The sequence below is a fragment of the Niabella aquatica genome (assembly GCF_054779315.1).
In genome coordinates this window covers 215,852-242,459 of sequence record NZ_BAAGYM010000028.1, presented here as the reverse complement: position 1 = coordinate 242,459, position 26,608 = coordinate 215,852, and the positions used below count along the sequence as shown (strand labels likewise).

General features: G+C 44.3%; 19 protein-coding genes. 14 read left to right on the top strand and 5 right to left on the bottom strand.

The features are described from left to right. Positions 1-14: 14 nt before the first annotated feature. From ACYVBM_RS18860 to ACYVBM_RS18845, 4 genes are read left to right on the top strand one after another with little or no spacing between them, the layout of a single operon-like run. On the top strand, positions 15-1,628 hold the full coding sequence (locus ACYVBM_RS18860; RefSeq protein ID WP_460687252.1) for a glycoside hydrolase family 43 protein: 1,614 nt from the start codon (positions 15-17) through the stop codon (positions 1,626-1,628). A 37-nt stretch (positions 1,629-1,665) separates the two neighbouring features. After that, positions 1,666-2,517 carry a transketolase gene (locus tag ACYVBM_RS18855; RefSeq protein ID WP_460687251.1) on the top strand — a complete coding sequence of 284 codons (852 nt, stop codon included), beginning with the start codon at positions 1,666-1,668 and terminating at the stop codon, positions 2,515-2,517. A 10-nt stretch (positions 2,518-2,527) separates the two neighbouring features. After that, positions 2,528-3,502, top strand: a complete 975-nt coding sequence (locus ACYVBM_RS18850) for a transketolase family protein (protein ID WP_460687250.1) — start codon at positions 2,528-2,530, stop codon at positions 3,500-3,502. A 36-nt stretch (positions 3,503-3,538) separates the two neighbouring features. Then, a complete protein-coding gene (locus ACYVBM_RS18845; protein ID WP_460687249.1) occupies positions 3,539-6,025 on the top strand; it encodes a glycoside hydrolase family 95 protein in 2,487 nt (828 codons plus the stop codon). A gap of 257 nt (positions 6,026-6,282) precedes the next feature. Here ACYVBM_RS18845 and ACYVBM_RS18840 read toward each other — a convergent pair whose 3' ends face one another. Together ACYVBM_RS18840 and ACYVBM_RS18835 are read right to left on the bottom strand one after the other, a co-directional pair. Then, positions 6,283-6,756 (bottom strand): 23S rRNA (pseudouridine(1915)-N(3))-methyltransferase RlmH, encoded by a 474-nt coding sequence (locus ACYVBM_RS18840; protein ID WP_460687248.1) that lies wholly within the window; start codon positions 6,754-6,756, stop codon positions 6,283-6,285. A gap of 480 nt (positions 6,757-7,236) precedes the next feature. Beyond that, positions 7,237-7,905 carry a methyltransferase gene (locus ACYVBM_RS18835; RefSeq protein WP_460687247.1) on the bottom strand — a complete coding sequence of 223 codons (669 nt, stop codon included), beginning with the start codon at positions 7,903-7,905 and terminating at the stop codon, positions 7,237-7,239. A 441-nt stretch (positions 7,906-8,346) separates the two neighbouring features. Here ACYVBM_RS18835 and ACYVBM_RS18830 point away from each other — a divergent pair, with 441 nt between their 5' ends. From ACYVBM_RS18830 to ACYVBM_RS18790, 9 genes are all read left to right on the top strand, one after another. Then, positions 8,347-8,865, top strand: coding sequence for an RNA polymerase sigma factor (locus ACYVBM_RS18830; RefSeq protein ID WP_460687246.1), 519 nt, complete (start codon positions 8,347-8,349; stop codon positions 8,863-8,865). A gap of 104 nt (positions 8,866-8,969) precedes the next feature. Beyond that, a complete protein-coding gene (locus tag ACYVBM_RS18825; RefSeq protein WP_460687245.1) occupies positions 8,970-9,947 on the top strand; it encodes a FecR family protein in 978 nt (325 codons plus the stop codon). A gap of 131 nt (positions 9,948-10,078) precedes the next feature. Continuing rightward, positions 10,079-12,808: a TonB-dependent receptor domain-containing protein gene (locus tag ACYVBM_RS18820; RefSeq protein WP_460687244.1), complete on the top strand. Its 2,730-nt coding sequence runs from the start codon at positions 10,079-10,081 to the stop codon at positions 12,806-12,808. 327 nt (positions 12,809-13,135) lie between these two features. Further along, a complete protein-coding gene (locus tag ACYVBM_RS18815) occupies positions 13,136-14,848 on the top strand; it encodes a hypothetical protein (RefSeq protein WP_460687243.1) in 1,713 nt (570 codons plus the stop codon). A 62-nt stretch (positions 14,849-14,910) separates the two neighbouring features. After that, positions 14,911-16,200, top strand: a complete 1,290-nt coding sequence (locus ACYVBM_RS18810; protein WP_460687242.1) for a hypothetical protein — start codon at positions 14,911-14,913, stop codon at positions 16,198-16,200. Between the two features lie 100 nt (positions 16,201-16,300). Next, entirely contained in the window at positions 16,301-18,382 is a 2,082-nt protein-coding gene (locus ACYVBM_RS18805) for a TonB-dependent receptor plug domain-containing protein (RefSeq protein ID WP_460687241.1), read from the top strand. Positions 18,383-18,446: 64 nt separating this feature from the next. Beyond that, complete coding sequence (locus ACYVBM_RS18800) at positions 18,447-18,776, top strand: hypothetical protein (RefSeq protein WP_460687240.1); 330 nt, start codon at positions 18,447-18,449, stop codon at positions 18,774-18,776. Between the two features lie 16 nt (positions 18,777-18,792). Continuing rightward, entirely contained in the window at positions 18,793-19,665 is an 873-nt protein-coding gene (locus ACYVBM_RS18795) for a ChaN family lipoprotein (protein ID WP_460687239.1), read from the top strand. 23 nt (positions 19,666-19,688) lie between these two features. Continuing rightward, entirely contained in the window at positions 19,689-21,182 is a 1,494-nt protein-coding gene (locus ACYVBM_RS18790; RefSeq protein ID WP_460687238.1) for a S41 family peptidase, read from the top strand. Between the two features lie 232 nt (positions 21,183-21,414). Here the strand turns inward: ACYVBM_RS18790 and ACYVBM_RS18785 are convergent, their stop codons facing one another. Then, the gene (locus ACYVBM_RS18785) at positions 21,415-23,385 is read right to left on the bottom strand and encodes an LTA synthase family protein (RefSeq protein WP_460687237.1); all 1,971 of its coding nucleotides are present in this window, start codon (positions 23,383-23,385) and stop codon (positions 21,415-21,417) included. A 318-nt stretch (positions 23,386-23,703) separates the two neighbouring features. Between ACYVBM_RS18785 and ACYVBM_RS18780 the strand changes: the two genes are divergently transcribed. Then, complete coding sequence (locus ACYVBM_RS18780) at positions 23,704-23,871, top strand: hypothetical protein (RefSeq protein ID WP_460687350.1); 168 nt, start codon at positions 23,704-23,706, stop codon at positions 23,869-23,871. Between the two features lie 112 nt (positions 23,872-23,983). Here ACYVBM_RS18780 and ACYVBM_RS18775 read toward each other — a convergent pair whose 3' ends face one another. Together ACYVBM_RS18775 and ACYVBM_RS18770 are read right to left on the bottom strand one after the other, a co-directional pair. Next, the gene (locus ACYVBM_RS18775; protein WP_460687236.1) at positions 23,984-25,321 is read right to left on the bottom strand and encodes an MATE family efflux transporter; all 1,338 of its coding nucleotides are present in this window, start codon (positions 25,319-25,321) and stop codon (positions 23,984-23,986) included. A 77-nt stretch (positions 25,322-25,398) separates the two neighbouring features. Next, positions 25,399-26,583, bottom strand: a complete 1,185-nt coding sequence (locus ACYVBM_RS18770) for an acetyl-CoA C-acyltransferase (protein ID WP_460687235.1) — start codon at positions 26,581-26,583, stop codon at positions 25,399-25,401. Positions 26,584-26,608: the final 25 nt, after the last annotated feature.

Below are 26,608 nucleotides of genomic sequence, written 5' to 3'. Positions count from 1 at the left end.
ATAAAATATATAGGATGTATAAAATACTTGGTTGGTTATTCGTTGCAGCATTGATGGCAGGCTGTAATGCTCCTTCAAAAACGGTTTCAAATACAACAGAAAATGTCACTTTTTATAAAAATCCGGTGATATGGGCCGATGTGCCGGACATGTCGGTTACCAGGAATGGCGGGGACTATTATTTAATAAGCACTACGATGCACCTGATGCCCGGCGCACCTGTGATGAGATCGCGGGATTTAGTACACTGGGAAACGGTGAGCTATGTTTTTGATAGTCTTTCAGATAATTCCAAATACAATCTTATCAACGGCACCGTATATGGACGGGGGCAATGGGCCTCCTCAATCCGTTATCATAAAGGAAACTATTATGTACTGTTTTCGCCTAATGATGAACCATATCGGGCTTATATCTATACAAGCAAAGATCCTTCAACGGACAGATGGAAATTAATTTCAAGAACACCGCACTTTCACGATGCTTCGCTGTTTTTTGATGACGATGGCAGGGTGTATGTGTTTTATGGCACCGGCGATTTGCAGGAGCTGAAGCCCGATTTATCGGGTATAAAACCAGATGGCGTGAAAATGAAAATTTTTCAAAGAGATAAAGATGAAAATGGATTATTAGAAGGAAGCCAGGTAGTAAAAAAAGATGGAAAATATTACCTGTTAATGATCTCCTGGCCCAGAGATAAACCCCGCCGGCAGCTTTGCTATCGTGCTGATAATATCACCGGACCCTACGAAAAGAAAGTGATACTGGAAGATAGCTTTGCGGGCTTTCCTTATGCAGCGCAGGGAACTATTATTGATGATGAAAAAGGAAACTGGTATGGCCTGATGTTCCAGGACAGGAATGGTGTAGGTCGTGTTCCCTTACTGATGCCCGTACGTTGGATAAGCGGCTGGCCGATGTTGGGTGATGAAAATGGAAAAGTACCGCTTACCGGTACCACGCGCTTTAAGCCTTTTGATACGGGAAAGCAGATCGTTGAAAGCGATGACTTCTCCGGTAAAAGCTTAAAAACAAACTGGCAGTGGAATCATAATCCGGTTAATAGTGCCTGGTCGCTTACAGAGCGCCCTGGTTTCTTAAGGTTAAAGACAAGCCGCGTGGTGCCCAACCTGTATCTTGCTCCTAATACTATTACCCAGCGCATGATGGGGCCAACATGCAGTGGCATTATAGCAATAGATGTCTCTGAAATGAAAGACGGGGATGTAGCCGGCTTCAGTGCTTTTAATGGGCACTCGGGCATACTCGCTATCACAAAAGAGGGCAACGGCAAGGTGCTTACCATGAGTACAAATGTTGTGGAGCTGACAGAAAAAGAAAAAGCGGTCATCAATGTGCAGGCGGAAGAGAAAGAGCGTATCGTATTGAATCAGGATACGGTGTATCTCCGTATAGATGGAGACTTTAACCTGAATAAGGATTTAGCCGCCTTTTATTATAGCCTGGATGGTAGCACCTGGACAAAAGTAGGTCCGGAGTATAAGATGATCTTTGACTATCGTAAGCTGTTCATGGGCACCAGGTTCGCCATATTCAACTATGCTACAAAATCTTTAGGCGGGTATGTGGATGTGGATTATTTCAAATTTACTGTAAGCGAAAAATAAATAAAATGTACCCTCAACTAAAAATAAAAATCTAAGAATGAAGAAAGAGTATTCAATCGAGCAACTAAAGTATATAGCTACCCAGTGCAGGCGTGATGTGGTAAGAATGGTGCATGGCTGCCAGTCAGGTCATCCAGGCGGTTCACTGGGGTGTGCGGACCTTATGACGGCTTTGTATTTTAAAATAATGAACCACAATCCTAAGTTTAATATGGATGGGATAGGAGAAGATCTTTTCTTTTTATCTAATGGACATATATCACCCATATTTTATTCGGTACTGGCCCGCAGCGGTTATTTTGATATTAAAGAGCTGAAGACTTTCCGGCAATTAAATTCCAGGTTACAGGGGCACCCTACCACGCATGAAGGACTGCCAGGTGTTCGTATGTCGTCCGGCTCCTTAGGCCAGGGACTCTCTGTAGCCATTGGTGCCGCATTAACCAAACGGCTAAAGAAAGATAATAGCCTTGTTTTTTCTTTACATGGTGACGGGGAGCTTCAGGAAGGCCAGATTTGGGAAGCTGCTTTATTTGCGCCTGCAAAGAAAGTAAACAATTTGATTATGGTTATAGATGTAAATGGCCAGCAAATAGACGGACCGACAGAGCAGGTGCTTTCTCTGGGAGATTTGGATGCCAAATGGAAAGCCTTTGGATGGAATGTGTTATATATGAATGGGAATGATATGGAGGACGTAATAGCAACGCTGCAGTTAGCTAAAAGAAAAGCCTTTAAAAAGAAACCTATCTGCATATTGATGCAGACAAATATGGGGCATGGAGTAAGCTTCATGACAGGCTCACATAAATGGCATGGTATCGCGCCGAACGATGAGCAATTAAATGTTGCTTTATCTGAATTACAAACCAATATGAACGACTATTAAATACAGAAAGATGACTAAATATACTTATACAGAAAAGAAAGATACCCGGTCTGGTTTTGGCGCCGGTTTACTTGAAGCAGGGAAAAAAAATGAAAACGTAGTGGCTTTGTGTGCAGACCTGGTAGGCTCTTTAAAGATGGAAGCTTTTATTAAAGAGTTTCCTGAAAGATTTATCCAGACTGGTATTGCTGAAGCAAATATGATGGGTATCGCAGCAGGTATGACCATTGGCGGAGCTATTCCTTTCACTGGAACATTTGCCAATTTTTCAACTGGCCGTGTTTATGACCAGATACGGCAAAGTATCGCCTACAGTAACAAAAATGTAAAGATCTGTGCCTCCCATGCCGGTCTTACCCTGGGCGAAGACGGTGCTACCCACCAGATCCTCGAAGATATCGGGCTCATGAAAATGCTGCCTGGTATGACGGTAATCAATCCCTGCGATTATAACCAAACCAGGGCGGCAACCATTGCGATAGCAGAATATGAAGGACCGGTCTATTTGAGATTTGGGCGCCCTGTAGTGCCCGTATTTACCGATCCCGATCAAAAGTTCGAGATAGGTAAGGCATGGCTGGTAAAGCAGGGAAAGGATGTAACTATAGTAGCTACGGGCCATTTGGTATGGGAAGCCATACAGGCTGCTGAAAAATTAGAAGCAGAAGGTATTAATGCCGAAATTATTAATATACATACCATTAAACCCCTGGATGAGGATGCTATATTGAGGTCTGTGCGAAAAACAGGTTGTATTGTAACTGCGGAAGAGCATAACAAAATCGGCGGCTTAGGTGAAAGTGTTGCCCGGTTGCTTACCACTACGGAATTGGTGCCCCAGGAATTTGTGGCCGTAAATGATTCTTTTGGAGAAAGTGGTAAGCCTGCAGCGTTAATGACCAAGTATGGACTTGACGCTGATAATATCATTATAAAAGCGAAGAAAGTGATGAGCAGAAAGCCCTTTATAAATGAAAAGATATAAAATATACTAAGAGAACTGGTTTTAAATATGCTTATCATGAATAGAACAATTTTTGCGGGATGCGCCTCACTAATCATACTGTTGATATCCGCCGCTTCTTTACAGGCTCAGTATGACAAAAGTCTTAAACTCTGGTATAACCAGCCCTCCGGTACCACCTGGGAAAATGCACTGCCGATAGGTAACGGTTTTTTGGCAGCAATGGTTTATGGTAATGTGGAAAGAGAACAGGTACAGTTGAATGAGGGTACTGTCTGGAGCGGAAGCCCTTATAATAATAATTACCCGCAGGCACTGGATTCGCTAGGTGAGATCCGCAGGCTGATCTTTAATGGAAAGCATAAAGAAGCCGAAAGGCTGGCCAATAAGGTGATGTTCCATAAAAAGTCATCAGGGCAAATGTTCCAGCCTGCTGGAACTTTGAATCTTGATTTTGTTGGTCACGAAAATTTTACCGATTATTATCGCGAGCTGGATATCGAAAAAGCCATTGCTAAAACATCTTATAAAGTGGGTAATATAACTTATACCCGAGAGGCATTAGCTTCATTTCCCGATAAGGTAATAGCAGTGCGGCTGACTGCAAGCAAACCTGGCAGTCTTTTCTTTACGGCATTTTATACCACACCACATAAAACTGCAAAAATAGTGGCCTCACCCACAGGGGAGATTTCAATAGCAGGTATTACCAGCGATCATGAAGGGGTAACCGGTATGGTAAAGTATAAAAACATCAGCAGATTTAAATTAGAGGGAGGCAAGATGTCAGCCACGGACTCAACTTTAACTGTTAAAGGGGCAAACGCGGTAACTATTTATATTTCTATTGCTACTAATTATATCAATTATAAAGACATCAGCGGTAATGAGAACCGGAAAGCTTATGATTATTTAAACAGGGCTTATGAGCAATCATTTGCTGCTATTAAGGCAGCACATATATCGGCTTATCAGCGATACTTTAACAGGGTGAAATTTGACCTTGGTACAACGGATGCGGTAAAACTGCCTACTGACGAGCGTTTGCGCAATTTCAGAGATACATACGATCCTCAGTTTATTACATTATATTACCAGTTTGGCCGCTACCTGCTGATATCTTCCTCTCAACCCGGCGGACAGCCAGCAACGCTGCAGGGCCTTTGGAATGGAAGTTTATACCCGGCATGGGACAGTAAGTACACGATCAACATCAATACAGAAATGAATTACTGGCCGGCAGAGCGTACTAACCTGGCAGAAATGCATCAGCCTTTATTTCAGATGATCAGGGAGATGTCTGAGACCGGGGCTGTTACTGCCAGAACCATGTATGGTGCAAGAGGCTGGATGGCCCATCATAATACAGATATCTGGCGTGCTACAGGCCCGGTAGATGGGGCCACATGGGGGATATGGAATGCTGGTGGCGCCTGGTTAAGCCAGCATCTCTGGGAACATTATTTGTACAGTGGCGATAAAAAATTCTTAGAAGACTCATATAATATTTTGAAAGGCGTTGCCAGTTTTTATGTCGACTTTTTAGTAGAACACCCCAGGTATAAATGGCTGGTGGTGAACCCGGGCACATCTCCGGAAAATGCACCACCGGCGCATGAAGGATCTTCTCTGGATGCGGGAACTACAATGGATAACCAGATCGTTTTTGATGTGCTTTCTACCGCCATTCGGGCAGCAAGGATTCTAAAAAAAGATGCTGCCTTTGTTGACACACTGCTGCAAAAGCGAAAACAGTTGCCACCGATGCATATAGGTCAATATGGCCAGTTACAGGAGTGGCTGGATGACATTGACAGCCCTGGTGATAAACACCGGCATATTTCGCATTTATACGGGTTATTTCCCTCGGGCCAGATATCGGCCTATCGCACACCGGAACTATTCAGCGCTTCAAAGACTACCTTACTGCATCGTGGTGATGTGTCAACGGGTTGGAGTATGGGGTGGAAAATAAACTGGTGGGCGAGGATGCAGGATGGGGATCATGCCTACATGCTGATCAAAAACCAGTTGACACCATTGGGTATTAACAAAGGAGGCGGCGGTACGTATAGTAATTTGTTTGACGCGCATCCCCCGTTCCAGATAGATGGGAACTTTGGCTGTACATCCGGTATTACTGAAATGCTGATGCAAACAGCAGACGGTTCTGTACATATTTTGCCTGCATTACCCGCAGAGTGGAAGTCGGGCAGCATCAGCGGTATCCGGGCCCGTGGAGGTTTTGAAATTGTAGATATGCAATGGAAAAATCATAAGTTGGTTAAGCTGATCATAAGATCTGATCTGGGCGGCAATCTGCGGTTACGCGTTCCCAACGCAATCAGCGTGGCAAAAGGTGTTGCCTTAAAACCGGCCGGAGGTGAAAATTCCAATCCGTTTTTTTATGTGGAAGAAACAAAGACACCCGTTATATCGTCCAGAGCGAATGTTCAGTTATTGAACCTGAAAAAGACATACTTGTACGATATACCTACTGTAAAGAACGGTGTGTATGAGTTTATTGGAGGTGAAAAGTATTAGCATAATTTTTATGCGATCACTTGTTCTAAAAAATAAAGTGAAAAGAAATGGAGTGCGTAACATGAAAATAAAAAGATAGTATATCCCGAACTCATTGATGTATGGCAATCAAAAAAGAACAGGTCTATTGTTCAGGTGGAGAATGTTCCCATTCTCCGCCTTATTTTAAAAATAATGATAATTCCTATAGGATTTAGTCCCAACACCAGGGCAGATGAAATGGAAGAAGATCAGATAGCCGCGATAAAGGTACTGTATTACTGGTGGTGATATTTTTCATTTTTCAGGATGGTACAGGCCCTGTACACCTGTTCTGCCAGTATTAGCCTCACCAGCTGATGTGGAAATACCAGTTTTGAAAGGCTCCATTGAAAGTCGGCTCTTTTTAAAAGGGTTTCATGCATACCAAAAGCGCCTCCTATAAGAAAGACAATCCTTTTTGTGGAACTGTTGGCACAGTGTTGTATTTGCTGTGCAAGCGCTTCTGAACTTAGTGAAGTACCTCTTTCATCAAGCGCAATCAAAAAATCATCCTTTTGTGTTTTGGCAAGTATAACATCTGCCTCATTTTTTTTAATATCCTGGATGGTCATTTTAGCTGCATTTTTAAGCGGCGGAATAATTTCCCACTCCAGTTTAAAGTAATTGTTAATGCGCCTCGAAAAATCTTCCACACCGATTTTTACATAGGCTTCGTGTGCTTTACCAATAGACCAGAATGCAATTTTCATCTTTCTTTGTAAGAAATTTTATTGGCTCATTAAAAGAGCTGCATCGGGCAGATACAACTTTTTTGTGGGACTTCAAAGTTACAGATTCCCAGGTTATTTTTTAACGGGTTGAAGTTATGAATAAAACTGAAATACATCTGTTCCCTTAAATCAAAATGATTATTTCAGCATCAGCTCAAAAAACTTTAAATACAATTCCCTTCCTCCTTTCCTCAGGCTGCAGAATAGTCTGGTATTATACCCTGATTTTTTGAAAGCAGTAATAAAATGCTGCACATATTCATAGCTGCTTTCAGATGCTGCTTCAGCCACACATTTTTTCTACAATAAACATTCGTTTAACTTCCTGAATCCCACCTCGCTAAGATTGCCGAAAACAGGAGTATCTAAGATCTCCCGAAACCCTGTTTTAACTTTTGCTGGCTTAACTAAAAGCTGCTTCAATCATACGTTAAAGGCTGTTGGTATATCGTTCACCTTTTATTTCTTCTTCGTCAGCCATCCCATGTATATCGAAGATTGAAAAAATCGATGTGGTTTTTCAAATCCGGCTTCTATACATAATTCCGTTATTCTTTCTTCAGAAACGAGGTAAAGCTCATTTTCCATCCTGTGCATGCGTTTGCCAATTTCTGCTGCATCCAGGTTGTTTGGCAAAAGTAATCTGTATATGTCAAGGCTTTGCCTGATTTGGCTTTTAGCCACGGTTATGTCAAGCATTACAAACGCTGCTCCCGGTACCAATCTTCCGGCTATATCTTTGAGGAGGTTGAGTTTGCTGCCGTTATCTTCGAGAAAATGCAGGACAAGCAGGAGCGTAGCCGCACTATATTTTTTCTCAATGGGAAGATCTGTTATCAAACCTTCTATCAGCGTTACATGCTCATGGCTTTTTAGCTTTTCCCGTGCCTGAAGAATCATTTCCGGCGAGGGGTCTATTCCGGTTATCTTCCAATGTTCAGGGGATTGTATAAACGGCTCTATTTCGTTACCTGTTCCGCAACCTACAACCAACAGGTCTTTGTTATGCGTTTTTATTAATAGCTTGGGCAAACACTCTAAAAAATAGTGATAGTTTGCAATCCACGTTTCTACGAACTGGTTGTAGCCTGTGGCTCTTTCATTTTCAAATATTTCTACCTTGCTCATTTAAATTGAATTTTTTATGCCATTGCTCTTATTGAAGTCTTTACGGTAGGGGTTATGCTCATCCTCATACACCCGCTCAAAGATAGAGCTTCGTTGTAAACTGCATGTAAGCCGTTCTTGGCTAATGAATGCTTTTTGATTTTGCTCTTTGCAGGCTTTTCTGAAGAGGGGACCGCGAATTTCCATGTGGTTATCTGGTTAGACAATAGTTTAGTCATACTAACGTCAATTTTAGGTTGACTAATTTTTGTGTAATTACTTTTGCATGGATCGTTATACATTTCGCCGGATAAAAAGTGCAATACACTTCTTCCTGTCCGGGCTTTACTTTTCTCTGGCTTATACTCCTTCCAGGTAGAGGAATAGGGAGGGCTGCGGGAGGGCTAACCCGGTACATAGATTTAAGCGGTGCATAGCAGGCGATTGTTTTTTATTACTATTTTGAACAAGAGGGCCCAGACATATAGTGCAGAAGCGTTTGCCGGTATTTTTAAGAAATACTGGGGTAAGGTATATGCCATCTGTTATCAGTATACCCGAGATGCGGATGTGGCAAAAGATATGGTGCAGAATATTTTTATTACGTTGTGGGAGCGCGGACAGGTCTTGCAGGATGAAGAGAGCCTTGAGAAATATCTTTCACGCGCAGCCAAGTACCAGGTTTTTAAAAAGAACCGTGATAGCAGAAGCGACCTTGTGGATGCGCTGGATGGCAGATACGACGAGGTAAGCGGCTTAGAGGATAATGATCCGCATCAGCGTTATATTTACCGTGAGCTGGCTGTAAAGCTGGATCAGCAAATAGCCCTTTTGAACGAGCCTGCCAAAACCATATTTATGTTAAGCCATTATGATGCGCTCAGCTATAAAGAAATTGCCGCCCGCATGGGCATAGCTGTAAAAACAGTAGAGTACCATCTTACCAGGGCGAAAAAAATCATCAGGGCAAATATCGGGTAGGCTACTTTCGAGATCGGGAAAATATTCCGGGCATTGATTTACGATATCGGGAAAAATTTATTTCCCCGCAAGGGTATTACCCGCTAAAGGGTATATATAGTTGTATGGAACATATAGACCCCGAATTGCTGAGGCGTTATACGGAAGGTAATTGTACCCCTGAGGAGAAAAAAGCAGTAGCAAGCTGGCTGAAGGAAGAAACCAATTTTTTCTCAGATGACACTATACAGGCTGTTAACGATAAGCAGCTCGAACAGGAGATCTGGGAAAAAGTGCAGCAGCAGATTGCGGTTAAACACCAGGCACGGCCGGCACCGGTAAGAACGTTGTGGCCCAGGCTGGTCGCGGCTGCGTGCCTTATTGGCTTTATAGCTGCCGGTTGGTTCCTGTTTAAAACAAGGCCCGGCGATATAACGGAGCAGTCCGCATCCATCCCTTTCAAAAGATATATCGTTCCAAAAGGAGCGCGTTCCCGCCTGGTACTGCCCGACAGTACGGTTATTCACCTGATGGGAGGAAGCGTGATTGCCTACCCCGAAACATTTGCTTCAGCAAAGCGCGAGGTTGTTCTTGAAAAAGGCGAGGTTTTCCTTGAAGTAGCCCACAACCCCCAATGGCCCTTTGTTTTGCGCAGTGCCGGCTCAGAAATAAAAGTATTAGGCACAAAGTTCAATGTGCGTAACAGGGATAAAGACCCTGTAGTAACCGTAACACTTACCGAAGGCAGCATACGGTTCACATCCGCCGCCAGCTCACAGTTATTAAAGCCCGGCGAGCAGCTGCAATATGATAAGCTGAAGCAATTAATAACAGGCGTAAAAACCATCAGGGAAAAAGACCGGGTAGCCGGTTGGACAGAAGGAAAGCTGCATTTTAAAGAGGAGCCCCTGCACAATGCCCTGAGCAGGCTGGAAGATTATTATGGTGTGCATTTCATAATAAAAGATAAAGTAAACCTCAACGTTCCGCTTACGGCAACTATCGACAATTTGCCGCTAAAGCAGGTACTGACTATGATGGCGTTTAGTACCCACCTCCGGTTTGGCGCCGTGGACAGCATTATACAGGTAAGCAGCAAATAAATAATAGAGTAGGTATTATAGCTATTGCACACTTCCAAAAGTGCAAAGTTCCCTTCGGGGAAATGCTTTGGGGATCTGCAATGCGCGTAATACACGGCCTTGCATAAACAAAACCGTAAAAGATCAGAGGAATGAAACTAATAACGAGGGTTACAGGCACGCTAATTTTATGCAGCCTGTTGTTTTTATGTAGTATTAACGCACAGCAACCCGTTGTGCATATTACACCACAAACACTTGAAGTGGCGCAGGTATTAAAGCAGCTGCAGGAAAAAGCCGGGCTGAATTTTATATACAGCGGTCTCCGCAAAGAACTGTCGCAGCGGGTATCGCTTTCTCCGTCCACGGCGCCTGTAAGCGATATTCTGAAACAAATAAATGCCCAGGCGGATCTGGAGTTCAGCATGTCGGGCAATACGGTAGCTATCCGGCTTGCAAAGAAGGTGAACGGCGCCATTACCGGCAGTATTACAGATGCCGGCCGTGCACCTGTACTGGGTGCCACAATATTATTAAAAGAAAACGGCAGGGCAGCTCTCACAGATGAGCAGGGCCGCTTTTCCTTTAAAGATGTAAAAGCAGGCCGGTACACTTTAGAAATAACACATGTAAGCTATGAAGCTCAGCGCCAGTCCATAACCGTTACGGGTGGCAAAACGGCTCATCTGCGGTTTACGCTCCATGCCGGTGGTGAAAAAAAACAAAACTTAAACCCCGTAATAGTAACCGGCCAGTATCGTCCGCAGTCATTAGATAAATCTATTTACAGGGTAGAGGTCATTACCAAAGAACAGATACAAAATATGGCGGTCAGCAATATTGGTGAGCTGCTCAAGCAGCAGATCAATATAGATATTGTAAACGAGTCCGGCATGGGGCGCTCTAAGATACGGTTGCTGGGGCTTAACAGCCAGTACGTAAAAATACTGATGGACAATATACCCATTGCCGGAGATCAGAACATGGGCAGCGATGTAGACCTTACCACTATCAGCCTCGATGATGTAGAGCGGGTAGAGATCGTAAAAGGCGCTATGGGCGTAGAATACGGCGCCAATAGCATTGGAGGCCTGGTAAACATCATTACCAAAAAAACATCCGGGAAAAAAACAGACGTTTCCCTGGAGCTGCAGGAAGAAACCGTAAGAGAAGAATACAATCTTAACAGCGATAAAACCTACGAGGCCAAAGGGCGGCATATACAAAAGCTTAGCCTTAGCCAGCGTATCGCCAGCGGGCTTTCTGTTGGCGGCTCCGTGTCACGCGATAAATTCAATGGTTACCGGGGCGAGTACGACGGGCACGGTATTATTACCAAGCCGCTGTGGTACACCTATGTAGATGAATCGGGACCGCGTACAGAATATACACCTATTCACACGCGCGGCTACGAATGGAGCCCCAAAGAATCCTGGAACGGTAATGTATATATTTCCTATACGCGCAGCCGGCTCAACCTGTTTTACAAGTTCAATTACTTCAACTCTGTGCTAACCAATTATGCCCGGGATGCGGCCTATTATTACCTGAAGTTAGAAAGGATTGGGATCAACGCTTCCACCAACGATGACTATAAAACCACGAGATTCAATCATCACCTCAGCGCCAGGGGCAGCTTTTGGAAAAATGCTTATTACACGTTAGATGCTTCTTTCCAGAAGAATGGGCTGGAGCATCGCAGGTATGCTGTGAACCTGCAGGATAATTCGGTACTGGATCCTATAAACGGTACCCCCGATGGCAAGCCCGCTATTGACTGGGAAAAATACTACCAGTCGCAGGGTTTTTACGCCAAAGGTTCCCTGGTAAAACCCATTGTAAAAGAAAAACTGGAATACAACCTCGGCTTTGAAATGGACAATACCACCGGTAACGAAGGTAATACCAGTTGGTTTGGCGATGTATCCTTAAATAATCCTGTAGAGCGCACCCTTTTTACCGGGGCTGCCTATACCTCTGCGGAATGGAAAGTATCTAAAAGAATCATGATCCGCCCCGGCTTTCGCCTCAATTACAGCAACAAGGTCAATATGCGCACCAATGAATCCGTTACCACCCGTTTCCGCATAAACGAGCGTAACGATATGCGTTTAATAGCCGGCACGTCCACCCGCTTTCCCAATTACGAAGAAATGTACACCTGGTTTGTAAACCTGCCGGTACATGACTACCGGGGCAACCCCGATCTGCGGCCGGAATACGGTAAGTCTATAGAGCTGCAATGGGCAAGAAAGCAGGAGCTTAATGATAAGCTGCATCTTGAAACCAGCCTCAGTACCATGTTCCAGCATATTAAAGACCGCATAGTGCCCATTACCTACCGGGTACCTGAAGAACCTTCCATTACCGGCCGTAATACATGGACTAACGAGAATAAATATAACGGCCTGCTCAACCAGCTCAATGTAAACCTGGTATCCGATAAATTCAACTTTGCTATCGCGGGCTCCGCGCTGGGCTACCGGGGCGATGACGATGCTACCGTTACAGAGTACAAAGGCTTTCTTACTGTATTGCAGGGAAGCGTACAGGCCGCTTATGTTTTACCGTTAGATATCCGCCTGTCTGCTTTTTACCGCTATGTGGGCCGGGAACCAAAGTATGTGATGATGGGAGAGGAGAGAATGCTTTTTAAAACCGAGGCCTATCATAATATGGACGCCAATATAGCCCGCTCTTTTCTCAAAAAAAGAGTTGACCTGCGGGTAGGTGTAAGAAACATTTTTGATGTACGGGATATTAAATACTTACAGCTTACCCCCGGATTGCAATTGGGCGACTATGGCGCGGCCCCTGCATTCCTGCGCCTCTTTTACGGGAGGAGCTGGTTTGCCAAGCTCACTTTTAATCTTTTTAATTAATCACATAAACAAATCATAATATGAAAACAATGAAATATGCATTTTTCACTGCAAGGTATCCTCTCCCGGTAGCGTGCGCGGCGTTGGAACGTCGCGCAAATAAATATAATGATAAGTTCTTTATAAAATCGGGCGTAAGCAAATGCTCACAGATGATTTGCCACGCACATCGCTCATAGCAATTCCTGCCGGAAATAGCCCGCAACAATTTCCGGCTGCCCTTTTTTGCTCCACTTTTTTGGGCAGGCAAAAAAGTGGAAAAAGAACTTTCCGTCATTTCAAGTAAAAGCTTTTTTATTTCTAAATCACATACACAAATCAATAAATATGAACACAATTAAATTTTACTTATTCTTTTTTCTCGCGGCAACCGTATTCTTTTCCTGCAGTAAAGACAAGCCGGAAGGCGAAAGCATTGATTACAGCGCGCTTACCGAGCAGCGTATAATGCAGGTGTCTGAGCAAAAGACCATCAGCGATAACGACATCACCGACCTAGAAACCCTGCTGGGTAAAGTAACCGCAGATACTACTAAACAGCGGCTCACCACCCTGCTGAACGGGGTAAAAATTATTAAAGATTTTATACCGCGGTTTGAAATAATGACTACCGACCCTGATGCTAATTTTCAGCAGCTATATGCCACGCTGGAAGCCAGCCTGAACCAGGTTACGGATGCCCTGCCCCGCAAAGCAGTGCTGAAAAGCGGCCTGGCAACAGCTCTGAGCAATTATAATACGGAAGAATATGAATATCCTCAGGATGTATTAACCCATCTACAAGACACTAAGAATTTTATCAGATTCTCTCTTGCCTCTTTCCTGGCGGATAATTTTAATGTGCGCCCCATAGAAGGTAAGCCCACCCGCTACCTGCGCCGGGATATTGAAAGCGTGGACAGCCTGTTTTGGACCTCTCAGGACAAGAATCTTCCTTATGCCTCCCTTAAAACCTTTAAGGGCCTGCGATCGCTGGAGATGCTCCTTTCCAGCGATGATACGCTGAACCTGAATTTCATGAAAAACACACTGGAGCATTTGAAGATTCAATCTTTAAACAATAAAGCTACGTTGAATATAGACTCCTGCCAGCGGCTGAAAACAATGCATCTTGCGCCGGTTAGTAATAAAGAGGCCCTTTCCGGTGGCAATTATGCCACTATTGGCGCGGCTACGTTTCTATCAAATAACGGCAAAACATGGGACTTTACGGACAAATTCCCCCTGCTGGAAACCCTGAGTCTGCCGGCCACTATATGCCAGAACCTGGTTACACTGTTGCTGCCCGGTAAGCAGCATTTAACTAATATTACTTTTCAGGGTCCCAATGGTCAGGATTTTAACCAACTGCCAAACATCAAAAAAATAGTAATAGAGGGTAATGGAATAAATGCGCTGAGTTTAAATGTAGGTTCCGCCTCTAACCTCGAGCTGGATGAAATATCCGTATCCGGTTTGGGGAGCTTGTCAGGAACACCGGGTAGTTGTGGTGTAGGAGTAACTCCGGGAACGACAGAAAAGGTAAAAATAAATAAACTGAACCTGTCGGGTAATGGAAAGGGCTTTACCAGTGTTGGCTTAGGCGGTTTGAAGCTGGACAAAATTCCGGACATCAGCAGCCTGGTAAGTGAAGTGACAACCAACATTTCTTTTGGATATAGCGACATAACAGAGAAGCCCAATTTTGATAACCTTACAGTCGACCAGTTGAGAAATATAAAGGCAATCAGTATACAAAGCAAGGTTGCCAGCCCGGGCAGCTTTGAAGATTATAATAGTTTGTGGCAGAAGCTGAACCCGGAGGCTTTGACAGATCTGACTTTACCCATTGGCTCTTATCCCAATAAAACCGCGGATTTCAGCCGGTTTAAAAAACTGAACAGGGTGTATATTCCTGTTACCACTTCCTCGGGGCAGATATTGGATAAGCTGATATTGAATAAGGCAGTACAGTCTAACTGGCGCCTGTATAACTTAGGAGAGAATGGCGAGATAACCGGCAGGGTAACAACTGGTATTACGGTCGAATTTAAAGATTAATGGCTCACAGGAACAACCTATCATATACACAATTTTTTCTAAACCATTTAAAAATTTACATCATGAGATTAAATTTTAAACAAATACCCATACTGGGGCTCGCGGCCCTGGTGCTGGGCGCGGGTTGTAATAAAAACAACGACCTGCAAAACGAAAAGCTGTCGCTTAACCAGCGCACCACAGCTTACACCCATATTAATGACACCTGGCATACCGGCTATGTAAACAACGGTACCATTACTAGCTTCGATCCCAATAGCCACCAGGCCTGGTTCAATTTTCATACCATAGACAGCAGTGCTAAGGGGTTTAAATCAGACAGAGATAGCTGGCATTTAGGTTTCTGGAACGGGGCCGGGTTTAACCGGGTTATCCTGAACTACTCCGCCGCTGTTAATGCTAAAAGCATACCCGGGGAAACAGACCTGAATGATGCGAGACTTAATACTACAGAGATGGACATCGCGTATGATTCCCTTACCGGCGGCGCCATAGGCACCGGCGCGGTAAGCACTTACGATTATCACCACGAAGGCGAGTTTGTAATAGGCACGCCCGATGTTACCGATAGCGTGTACCTGGTAAAAACTCCTGTTATACAGGTGCACCCTGATACGCTGGGTACACCGCCGGTGAATGTAGACCTCTGGCTGGTGGCTGTAAAATGGAATACCGGTGGTTCTACCTACGATATTGAATATCGTCCTGTTGTAAAAAGCGGCAGTAGTTGGGTTTTTACAGGCTCCGCTATTTCAGAAAGCATTTCGAAAAGCAGCAGCTACCAGTACAGCGGCTTAAAATTTGGAACTGCGGGGTCGCTAGACTTCCAGCCTGTCAATTCTTTATGGAACTTAGGTTTAAGCGCGGTAACGCTGAAGCGTTATTTCAACCCTGCTTTTGTTCCGTCAATTGGCTACGACTCTTATGCCTATTCCATCAAAGGTGTGGTGCTCAACAATAATTCCGGCGTAGAAGTGTACACCGTTAAAAATACCAGCGGCGGTGCCCCCGGGCCTTACGATCCTATTCATCCGGCAGGCCCCAGTACCGATCCTGCTATCAGCACTTCCAACGAAAGCCGTTTTATCAATTATAATGTGGATAGTCTGACAACTAATAATCCTCCTTTCAGCGGCGCAACGCAGGAAGAAATAGGCCAGTACTGGCGTTATTTAGATATGGGTAAATACCAGATATTCCTGGATCGGTTCTTCCTTATTAAAACAGGCAATGCTGTATATAAGCTGAAATTTGATAACCTTGATGCTCCCTATTATAATAGCGCAGATAATAAAAATGGCGTAGATTATGGTATCAGGTACCGGTTCAAAAAAATAGCTACCATTCCTTAATCGTTTCCATGTTCCTTTGAGTGGATAATTATTCCGGGCCGCCAGCACGCGGCCCGGGATTTATCCTTACTAAAAAAGTAAAAATAAACCCTCCGCAATCATGCGATTTTATTATACCCTCTCACTTATACTGGTTGCTGCTATTCTCTGCCCCTTTTTTGTTAAGGGGCAAACTGTAACCGGTACCGATACCATTTTTCAACTGCTAAAAATAATCGATAAAAATGACATTGCTAAGACAAACTTTGTTAATCTTTCCGAGCTGCTGCAATATGAACTGAACATGGATATAGAGCGCTACCCGGCCGATGGCGGGGCAAGGCTGAGGATGCTTGACCTCAGCAGCCGCTATTATAAAATATTAATAAATGGTATTCCCGTGGGCGGCAGCGATATGTTTGGCGGCAATGTAGACATCAGCGGCATCGCGCTCAACAATGTGGACAGTATTGTTTTATCCAACACCCCGCAGGGCGTTATATACGGCAGCGGCACGTTGGCCGGCGTGGTCAATATTATCACCGCCAAAGCTCCGGAAAACGGCAACACCAGCCTGCATGCTTTTGTGCAGGAAACATCCGCCGGTAAGGAGTACAGCCTGCGTGGCGGCGATGCCGCCAAAGGCCTGCATATACAAAGCCTTTCGTTTTCCCATCGCCTGTCGCCCAAATTTACTGTAGGCCTCAGCGGCATGCGGAACGCTTTTGAAGGTTGCCGCGGCTCGTTTAACGGAACTGAACCGGTAAGCACGTACAGCTATGGCCGCGGGTTTAAGTGGTCGCCTTATACTGCTTACAATGGTGACGGGTATCTGGCTTACAAAACAAAAAAACTGTCCGCGTTTTATACGGGCAGCTATTACCATGCTGATCTTACTTATTACAATCCATTGGTAAAGGAGTGGGACGGAGCCGGCGCCGCTTTTTATGCTATCGATTTTCGCTATGTGAATACCCGGGCGCGGCACCACGGAAACCTTCAATACCGTTTCTGGAAAAACGCGGAATTCACCGCGGATCTTTCCTGGCAACAGGCCGTTACCAAAAGACGGATAGCGCCGGTAAATACCCAAAACAATGAGCTGATCGAAAATGTGCCGTTGCAAACCTTATACCAAACAAAAACAGGATATGGCCGGGCTACCCTTGTAAAGCCCTTTTCACACCGTTTACAATGGGGTGCAGGAATGGAGGCCGACCGTACTGCCGGCTTTATCGCGGCTGCGGATGGTACCTACCAAACCACCGACCTGGACAAAGCCGTATTTTCCATAGCTGGTTTTAGCTGGCTGCAATGGCGCGTCAATAATAAATGGGCATTTCAGCCCGGCATACGAATGGCGGGCAACGGATTGTCCAAAGCGCGGCCTTCGTTTTCTCTGGCTACTAATTACCGGCCCAATGATCGCAACGATCTGAAACTGGTGCTGGAACAGGTACAGCGCTTTCCCAGCCATCGTGAGCTGTTCACTTATTTAGAGAATGAATTTAATATGCTGCGCGGCAATGAAAAGCTGAAACCGGAAACGGGAACAGCGGTATTGCTTTACTGGCAGAATGATTTGCTGCAAATACCGGATGCCCGCCTGCAACTAACTTTGCAAACAGCTTACCGGGAACTAAAAGACAGGATCGTTATAGCCGCGGATAAAATTGTGGGCATACAGGAACTGTATCGATACGCTAATGTAAATAAATATGCTTCCTGGCAGAATACCGCGGGTTTGCATTGGCATGAGGAAAAGCTGAATGTGCAGGCGGCTTTTTCCGTAACCGGGTTAAAAGGCACGGATAATGTGGATGCCGGCCAGTACGATCAATTTCTTTTTCATACAGAAGCCAATGCAGTAGCTGATTATAATTTCTGTGCCGGTATATGGTTGCGGGCCAATTATCATTATGTAGGCAGCCGCCCCATATATACGCTGGAAAGGCCAACGGTTTCTTCGGAGCTGGTAAGGGTGCACAACCGGGCGCCGGCCTTCCATTTGCTGAATCTGAATGCCGGCAGATCCTTTTTCAAAAACCGGCTGGAATTGAGTATCGGCGGACAAAACTTACTGAATGTAAAAGAAATAAATTTCAGCGCTACGGACGGGCAGGAGCATTATACCGGTGATTTAAGAACATTGAATATAGGGTATGGCCGGGGATGGGTATTGCGGCTGGGGTACCAGATGTAGGAAGCGTCCAGATCTGTGAGGTTTCAAAAACCTCACAGATCTGCAAAAAGTTAAAAACAAACAGATGAAACAGTTAATCTCTTTTTTTAAAATGCTTAGGTGCGGGCAATTGTTCCGGGAGCGCTCTGATAAAGAACCGGATATACTTCATATACCGCGTGAAGCCGAAAGGGCTTTCCGGACAAGCCTGTACCGGTATTTTAGGTATAATGAGCCGGGGCTTGAATACGTGATAGAATACGATCCTGTTTTTAACCCTGTTATGGATTGTTTGTGTAGCGAAGGCTGGCAGGTGCAACTGATCTGTAATGCATACGGGGAGTTATTCTTCACGATCTGTTCCGGTATTCATGGAAAAGATTATCAGCACTGCCGGGAAAAACAGTATAAATAAAAAACAACGATAGAAAATGAAACATTGGATCTTATTTTTTTTCCTGCTACCAGCGGTAGCAGCAACAGCACAGGAAAATGCTTCTTACAAAATTTACAGCGTTGCGGACAATAAAGAAGTTTCGCTGACGCAGATGGTAAGCGGGCTTTATAATGCAGATGTAATATTTTTCGGCGAAGAGCATAATGACTCCGTAGGGCATATGTTAGAACTGGAAATATTCAAAGCATTGCACCAGCAGCAGAAAGAAAAACTGTCTCTGTCCCTGGAAATGTTCCAGACCGACGTACAACTCGTACTGGACGAGTACCTGGCCGGGCTGGTACGGGAAACCAACTTACAAAAGGACGGGCGGCTATGGAACAATTACAAAGATTATCGTCCCCTGGTGGAGTATGCAAAAGAAAACAACATCCCCGTGCTGGCTGCCAACGCACCTTACCGCTATACCAACCGTGTTACCAAAAACGGTATTGGAAGCCTGAAGGAGCTTTCCAGGGAAGCCAAACAATTACTGGCTCCGCTACCTATCGACACACTAACCGGCAGGTATTACGAAAAATTTGCAGGTTTAATGGGTGGGCATGAAGGTATGGGCAATATGAAGATTTATCAATCTCAAAATGTTTGGGATGCTACTATGGCCTGGAAGATTGCCCGTATATTAAAAAAGCATAAAAAAAGCCGGGTATTACATCTGAACGGCCGCTTCCACAGCGATGAAAAGCTGGGCACTTATGCGCAGCTGCAACGGTACGCTCCAAAATTGAAGCTGATGAACATCTCCTGTTTCAGTCCTGAGAATTTTAATAACCCGGACTGGGATCAGTGGGCACATTTAGGCGACTATATTATTATTACGGATCCGGCAGTGCCAAAATCATTTTAATAATTGATAATGGATAAAAACAAATGAACGTAAGATTTTTTTGGGTAACCATGCTGAGTGTCATTTTTATTTCCTGTGAAAAAAATGATACTGTCGATACTCCTGATATATCTGCTTCCGGTACCCGGCTGGAGCAGAGCCTGGACTCCTTGTACCTGTATGCGCGGGAAACCTACCTTTGGTACCAGGCCTTACCGGATTATAACAGCTTCCATCCGCAAGGGTATGCGGATGCTGGCGATGACCTTACTGCATTGCAAAAGGAGCTGTCCGCCATTGCAGCGTTGGCCATAAACCCTCAAACCGGAAAATCTTACGAGTTCCGGCAGGGTTATGAGCAACTACTATATTCCTATATAGCTAAAGGGAATATTTTTACCGGTCGCAGCGCATCCGTTGATATCGAAGGCAGGGGCAATGATATGGGGCTGGATATGGCTATCATTGCCGGTAATGAAGTGTACGTAAAATACGTGGAAACAGGGTCTCCGGCAGCCGAAGCCGGCATTGTACGCGGGATGAAAGTGATGGGTATCGATGGTGTTGACAGAATGCTGAACAGCAGTAACATCAGCGCGGCGCTTGCCGGAGCCGAAGCCGGTATTACTTTACAAAAGCCGGATGGCACCAATATGCATGTTACTCTTCAGAAAAAAATATATACCGCTTCGCCTGTTCTCAAATCGGCGGTTATAAACGCCGGAGGCATAAAAGCAGGATATATAGCGCTTTCAAGATTCAGCAGCCTTGCTAATGGAAAATCTTTTATAGATGCGGTATTTAACCAGCTTTCCGGTGAGAACATCACCGGTCTTATTGTGGATCTGCGTTACAATAATGGTGGTTACATAGAAACGGCCGAATATGTCGCTGACCTTATAGCGCCGGCATCCATCAATGGCTCCGTTATGTATGCCGAGCATTTTAATGAACTGTTGCAGCAAAGCAAGGCTCCCATACTTAAAACCATTCCATATTTAGATGATCAGGGCAATCCTGTTTTTATTAATGGCCGGACTGCCACCTATGCTGATGTTGATTTTTCCGTATCAGGAAACACTTACAGGTTTTCCAAAAAAGGAGCATTAACAGGTATTCAACGCATTGTATTTATTGTAAGTGGCATTACAGCTTCAGCCGGCGAACTGCTCATTAACTGTTTTAAACCCTACGTGGATGTAAAATTAGTGGGCAGCGACACCTATGGTAAGCCCGTAGGCTCCTTTGGTATCGGCATAGACGGGTACACTGCGCATCTCGCGCAGTTTCGTATACTCAATGCCGCCGGCGAAGGTGATTACTATAATGGTATTCCTGCTGATATCGCGGCAGCAGATGATGTAACAAAAGATTTTGGGAGTCCTTTGGAAGAATGCGTGGCAAAAGCTTTGGCGGCGCTTACTTATCAGGATGGATCTAAAAAACGCTTACTTAATAAGTCTGAAAAAATGGACGCAGCAAGTGAAAAGCCATTGGTAGATAAATTAATGCTGGAGCACAGGCTCAGGTTAAGGTAAAGGTAAAGGTAGTGTGGAAATATGCTCGTAGACTTGTTTGCTGCTGGTAATTTTTGTTTCAGTCATTTGTATATTTTAAACCTTAACCCTTTTGCTTTCAAAGCTATTCTCAGTACTTGGAATAGAACTTTTACCCAGACTGTTGTATTATTTTCCAATGCTCTTCCTGCAAATGCAGAAAGCAAAGATAGAAACCCGTCTTGTGATTGTTTCACTGCTTTTCGTAGCTCAATTACTCCTTCATCTTGCCGTTCTTAAACCTTTCGCTGGCTGTTTGATAAGAGGAGATCGTTTCAGAAATCAATTCCTTATCTGTGCTTTTTGATTCTGCTAAGGATTTATCTTCTCCCGAAACTGTGAACTGTTTTACTCGTTTTCTGTCATCAATTTGGGTAAACAGGTGGCCTTTCCACATTCCTAAAGTTCGGTAGTTGCCTATAAAAGCCCGTTCTTCTCCCTGTTTTGTTTGATTAATATCTTTACCAAATAAGGCGGTATTGTAGCTCCATCCCAAATAGCCCAATAAAGTAGGCATTAAATCTATTTGTGAGGTTAGCCTGTCTACTCTTTGCGGTTCATGTGGCAGGTTATAAATGATTGCCGGTATATGGTGCTTGTCAATATTGATTTCCCATTTACCGGCACTGTTGGCACAATGATCGGCCACGATAACAAATACAGTATTCTTAAACCAAGATTTTTTTTGTGCTGCTGCGATGAATTTTCCCAACGCATAATCTGTATATTTTACAGCTGCATTCCTGTTGCCCTGCGACAGGTCAATGCTGCCTTCAGGGAAAGTATAAGGCTTATGGTTAGACGTTGTCATGACAAACTGGAAAAAAAGCTGATTCTCACTACTGCTTTTATCTGCATATTTGATCGCCTGTTTATATAAATCCTCATCACAAATCCCCCAGGCGTTTTCAAAGCTTATTTCGCTATCTGAAATACTGTACCGGTGTGTTTCAATTTTGTCGGATAAGGGATTTCCCCTGTCCCTGTCAACAATATCAAAACCCTGTCCTCCAAAAAAATTATTCATATTGTCGAAATAACCGTCTCCGCCATAAATGAAATAAGGGTGATACTGCCGCTGCTTTAAAATGGTAGCAATAGAAAAGATATGCGCATTGTCGGGCCGTCTCACAATACTGTTTCCCGGCGTTGGCGGAACGCAGAGCGTGAGTGCTTCCATTCCCCTCACCGTTCTGGTACCGGTCGCATATAAATTGGTAAAAAAAATACTTTTACTGGCAAGGCTGTCATAATTAGGCGTGAGGTTGTCCTGGTTCCCAAATGCTTTCAGAAAGTCCCCGCTGAAGCTCTCTATGGCTATCAGTATTATATTCGGACGTATCTCGTTTTCTCCTTTTGTTATCCTGTTTATATTATCCCATTGAGCGGAAGCGTATTGCTGATTTTCCTGCAAAAGCATTTTTTTTAGCACCGTGTAGGCATCTTTATCATTAAGCTTGGGATAGAAAGTTTCATAATCGAGCTCGTTTGACCTGAACGCCGCAAAAAATGAAAACACACCATTTTTCCCCACTTCATTTATCACCAGGTTATTGCTGAAATCTGCCTGCTTGTTTTTCAGTGTCCCTAATAACAGAAATGTAATTAACAATATGGGAATCGAATAGTAAAACCGGGTACGGATAGACCGCTTATCTGAAAATACTGATTTTAAAACGCCTGTTTTGTGAAGCAGGATAAAGGTACCAATGACCAAAACAATTAAAACGGCAACAATCAATGGTAAAGGGTATGATTGATTGATATTGGAAACCACCTCGTAAGTATATATAAGATAATCCACTGCAATAAAATTGAACCTTACGCCAAATTCATCCCAAAATGGGAATTCAGCTATTAAACTAAAAAAAATGATGATAAGGGCAATACAGAGGTAAGTGTATGTAAAGATTTTATCTGACAGTGAACCGATCCATCTTTTTGGAAACAGCAGCAGGTAAACCAAATAGGGCAACAGGAATGATAACCCTATCGCAATATCAAAGCCAAAACCTGTAAGAAAGGCCCTTAAAAGGTTGATTAAATTAAAATCAGCATCTTTTGCTGACCAGGTGAGTAAAATGATTCTTGTGATAAATGAAAGGGCGGTGTATAACCCTGAAATGCTGAATAATGCAGCAAACCTGCTCTTTCCCAGCTTACCTGATGGCATGACTAGTCTCATATTTTATTGGTTAAAAAGCTAAAGTTCCTGCATGATTTTGAAGAAATTAGGAAGTTAGCGTTCGTTAGTTTATAGTTTGTATGATTGTTGCGTTGTTATTTTTATTGCAAAACTATGGAGAAAATATCAAAATTAGGATGGTCGGACTTTTGGAACAGCGGGGCAGCTGTGGACTTCGAGGATAGTACCGATTCAAGGGCTTTCGAACTGGAGAGGAGAGTGATGCTGTCCCAATAACCTGAACAGGGTGCAATGCGGTGGAAGTAACCCGCCGCAGGAAACCGGTCTTACGTTTCTGTACAGAAAGGCTGGAAAGCGATCAGTGATGAAGCCATACATCCTAACGGCTTTCTGGGTTACGTACAATCCACCGGCAAGGAACCGAAAGACGGGCAGCCTGTGACTTATGACAAGCAGCCTGATTTTGAAGATTATGGTTTGGGATGCCTGCTTTTAGCCGGTTCGGAAATATTGAAGATGAAATGAAAATAATTAAAGTTGACAGATGGTGGGTGACAGGACTTCGATCTTCCTCCGACTTCCGGGCTTATTCCGACTTCCCGACCCTTTTTTATATTTTACATTTAAAATTTAATATTCAATATTTCTCAGCATTCGTTTTCTTCAGGAACCTGGCAGTTAAGAAAATTGCTGAAAAGCTTAGTCCGCTGATAAAGCCGATCCAGATACCTTTTTCTGCCATACCAAAGTGAAATGCCATTAAATAGCCCGAAGGAATACCTAAAATCCAGTAAGCAATAAAAATAAACAGGGTAGGAACGTTTACATCTTTAATACCACGGCATAGCCCGGCACTGGTGGCTTGCAGGGCATCGGGTATCTGGAAAGCCGCTGCAAAAAGCAGTAAACCTGCTGCAATAACCACTACCTTTTCTTCGTGGTTAAAAAATAGCGGTAAATATTGTCTGAATAAGACAAAAAGCAGGCAGCATAGAGTGCCGTAAGCTAAAGCCAGAACCATAGTGCTTTTCCCGATCACTGATATCCTTTTCCAGTTGGTGCTGCCAAATGCATGGCTTACCCGTATAGAGCCCGCCTGCGACAAGCCTAAAGAAACCATGAAAGCAAAGGAAGCGCAGCTCAGGGCGATCTGGTGCGCCGCTTGCTGGGCAGCGCCAATGGTTCCCACTAAAATGCCCGATACGGCAAAAGCACCGGCTTCCATACCAATTTGCAGGCTGCTGGGTATGCCTATTTTCAGTAGCTGTGCAATAGTGCTTTTTCTAAGGAGCCACTGGTTTTTAGCTACTGCCATATACTTTGTAAATATTTTATGGTTGAGTATCACGTAGCCCAAAGCTAAAAAAATGATAATGCGTGTAATCAGTGTGGCATAACCCGCACCTACCAGCTCCAGCCGCGGAAATCCCCAGTTGCCATAGATCAGCAGCCAGTTTAAAAATACATTCAGGGGTATGGCTGCTACAGACAATGCCATGGCTGTTTTGGTATATTGCAATCCGTCTGCAAACTGTTTTAAGGTCATAAATAAGACCATGGGGATAATGGAAATGCTCATAAGCGTCATGAAAGGCATGGCCAGGGCCACAACTTCAGGGTCTTGTTTGAGGTGCAGCAGTATATTTCGGCCAAAGAATAATGCCAGGGAAATGATAATGCCGGATAAAGCACAAAGCCAGAATCCGTTATAAAAATAATGCGATACCTGCTGTTTGTCAAACTTACCATGGGCTAATGATACCATTTGAGCTACAGAAATGGTAATGCCTATTCCAAAAATAAACGGGATATTAATAACGTTTAAAACCAGGGCTGCAGCGGCGAGTTGTTTATAACCTGTATAACCGATCATAGCAGTGTCGATCAGGTGAAGGCTCATTTGTGCCAGTTCTCCAAAAATGATAGGTAAGGCCAGTTTTATGGTATTCCTGGTTTCAGTTTTATAAAAGTACATTTTGTTTTTTTAGTAAATTGATTAAGCGAAGGTTTAATATGTTGATAAGAGATCTGTCCTTGTAACCTCTTCAACCTTTAACAGGCCTCCAGCACCATGGCGCTGGCGCCTCCGCCACCATTGCAAATGCCTGCTGCGCCAAAACTTGCATTTTGTTGATGCAGTACGTTGATAAGCGTTACAATGATCCTGGCGCCACTGGCTCCCAGCGGATGCCCGAGCGATACAGCGCCGCCATTAACATTTACAGTAGCAGGGTCGAGGTTCATACGTCTGGTATTTTCAATTCCTACAACACTAAAAGCTTCATTAAGTTCCCAGAAGTCAATATTATTTATTTGTAAACCAGCCTTGGCAATGGCCCTGGGAACAGCGAGGGAAGGGGTGGTGGTAAACCTTTCAGGAGCTTGCTCTGCATCGGCATAAGAGAGTATTTTAGCTATGGGTTTTACTCCCAGCTCTCTGCATTTTTCTTTACTCATTAATACCAGGGCTGCGGCTCCGTCATTCATGGTGCTGGCGTTGGCAGCCGTTACGGTACCATCCTTTTTAAAAGCCGGGCTTAAGGTAGGTATCCTGTCAAACTTAACGTTGAAGGGCTCTTCGTCTTTGTCAAAAAGAATCAGTTCGCCTTTTTTTTCCGGAATGGATACGGCAATTACCTCCTGGGTAAACCTGCCTTCATCCCATGCACGCTGGCTGCGTTGATAGCTTTCTATGGCAAAATTGTCCTGGTCTTTGCGGCTAATATGGCATTCATAGGCACACAACTCGGCTGCCATGCCCATCGCCCCGCCGTCATATACATTGGTCAATCCATCTTTAGCAAGGCCATCGATCAGGCTGGTATTCCCATATTTGTTGCCCCATCTCAGGGTAGGCGCATAAAAAGGTGCATTGCTCATACTTTCCATACCCCCGGCTACTACAACAGCCGCATCTCCTAACATAATGCTTTGTGCTGCGTGCGCAATGGCTTTCATACCGCTGGCGCATACTTTATTCACTGTAGTGCAGTTTACTTCGTTAGGAAGGCCTGCAAATATAGCAGCCTGTCTTGCTGGAGCCTGTCCCAGGTTAGCCTGTAGTGCGCAGCCCATTAACACATCCTGAACATTACCGGGGTGGGTGCCAGCTCTTTCCACAGCGCCTTTAATGGCTATGGCTCCTAACTGTGTTGCCGGAAAATCTTTTAAAGCACCGCCAAAGCTTGCTATAGGTGTGCGTACGGCCGAAACGATGTAAACTTCTTTGTTGTTCATATAGCCAGGTTATGATACACAAATG

Coding starts and splice junctions, on each gene's coding strand:
- ACYVBM_RS18860 (WP_460687252.1), top strand. CDS start 15: ATGTATAAAATACTTGGTTGGTTATTCGTTGCAGCATTGATGGCAGGC.
- ACYVBM_RS18855 (WP_460687251.1), top strand. CDS start 1,666: ATGAAGAAAGAGTATTCAATCGAGCAACTAAAGTATATAGCTACCCAG.
- ACYVBM_RS18850 (WP_460687250.1), top strand. CDS start 2,528: ATGACTAAATATACTTATACAGAAAAGAAAGATACCCGGTCTGGTTTT.
- ACYVBM_RS18845 (WP_460687249.1), top strand. CDS start 3,539: ATGAATAGAACAATTTTTGCGGGATGCGCCTCACTAATCATACTGTTG.
- ACYVBM_RS18840 (WP_460687248.1), bottom strand. CDS start 6,756: ATGAAAATTGCATTCTGGTCTATTGGTAAAGCACACGAAGCCTATGTA.
- ACYVBM_RS18835 (WP_460687247.1), bottom strand. CDS start 7,905: ATGAGCAAGGTAGAAATATTTGAAAATGAAAGAGCCACAGGCTACAAC.
- ACYVBM_RS18825 (WP_460687245.1), top strand. CDS start 8,970: ATGGAACATATAGACCCCGAATTGCTGAGGCGTTATACGGAAGGTAAT.
- ACYVBM_RS18820 (WP_460687244.1), top strand. CDS start 10,079: ATGAAACTAATAACGAGGGTTACAGGCACGCTAATTTTATGCAGCCTG.
- ACYVBM_RS18815 (WP_460687243.1), top strand. CDS start 13,136: ATGAACACAATTAAATTTTACTTATTCTTTTTTCTCGCGGCAACCGTA.
- ACYVBM_RS18810 (WP_460687242.1), top strand. CDS start 14,911: ATGAGATTAAATTTTAAACAAATACCCATACTGGGGCTCGCGGCCCTG.
- ACYVBM_RS18805 (WP_460687241.1), top strand. CDS start 16,301: ATGCGATTTTATTATACCCTCTCACTTATACTGGTTGCTGCTATTCTC.
- ACYVBM_RS18800 (WP_460687240.1), top strand. CDS start 18,447: ATGAAACAGTTAATCTCTTTTTTTAAAATGCTTAGGTGCGGGCAATTG.
- ACYVBM_RS18795 (WP_460687239.1), top strand. CDS start 18,793: ATGAAACATTGGATCTTATTTTTTTTCCTGCTACCAGCGGTAGCAGCA.
- ACYVBM_RS18790 (WP_460687238.1), top strand. CDS start 19,689: ATGAACGTAAGATTTTTTTGGGTAACCATGCTGAGTGTCATTTTTATT.
- ACYVBM_RS18785 (WP_460687237.1), bottom strand. CDS start 23,385: ATGAGACTAGTCATGCCATCAGGTAAGCTGGGAAAGAGCAGGTTTGCT.
- ACYVBM_RS18775 (WP_460687236.1), bottom strand. CDS start 25,321: ATGTACTTTTATAAAACTGAAACCAGGAATACCATAAAACTGGCCTTA.
- ACYVBM_RS18770 (WP_460687235.1), bottom strand. CDS start 26,583: ATGAACAACAAAGAAGTTTACATCGTTTCGGCCGTACGCACACCTATA.